This window comes from Burkholderia sp. BCC1640 (genome assembly GCF_902833125.1).
GTDB classification, from domain to species: Bacteria; Pseudomonadota; Gammaproteobacteria; order Burkholderiales; family Burkholderiaceae; genus Burkholderia; species Burkholderia diffusa.
The window spans coordinates 1-393 of the sequence record NZ_CADFEF010000194.1; the positions used below are offsets into that span (position 1 = coordinate 1).

The following is a 393-nucleotide window of genomic DNA, read 5'->3' on the forward strand; positions in this document are numbered from 1 at the left end:
ACGTTGTTCGAACGTGGACGCCTGTGCCGTGAGATCGCGCGTCGTTTGCGCGAGCGCATCGCAGATTTCCTGCTGACGGCCCGCGCTGTGCACGCCCGCACGTTGCCATTCGTCGCCGAGCTTCGCGGCCATCGCGGTCAGCGACGCATTCCACGCCGCCAGACGTTCTTCGTCGCGCGCGGCCAGTTGCGTTTGCAGGCCCGTGTGCGAATCGCGAATCGTCGCAAGCAGATCGGTCGAACGTTGTTCGAACGTGGACGCTTGCGCCGTGAGATCGCGCGTCGTCTGCGCCAGCGCATCGCAGATTTCCTGCTGACGGCCCGCGCTATGCGCGCCCGCGCGCTGCCATTCGTCGCCGAGCTTCGCGGCCATCGCGGTCAGCGACGCATTCCA

The 393-nt window shown here is 66.7% G+C and carries 1 pseudogene; it reads right to left on the reverse strand.

The window, feature by feature from the left end:
- Positions 1–393 (reverse strand): annotated as a pseudogene (locus tag HWX25_RS33185) (DUF802 domain-containing protein); the annotation flags it as partial.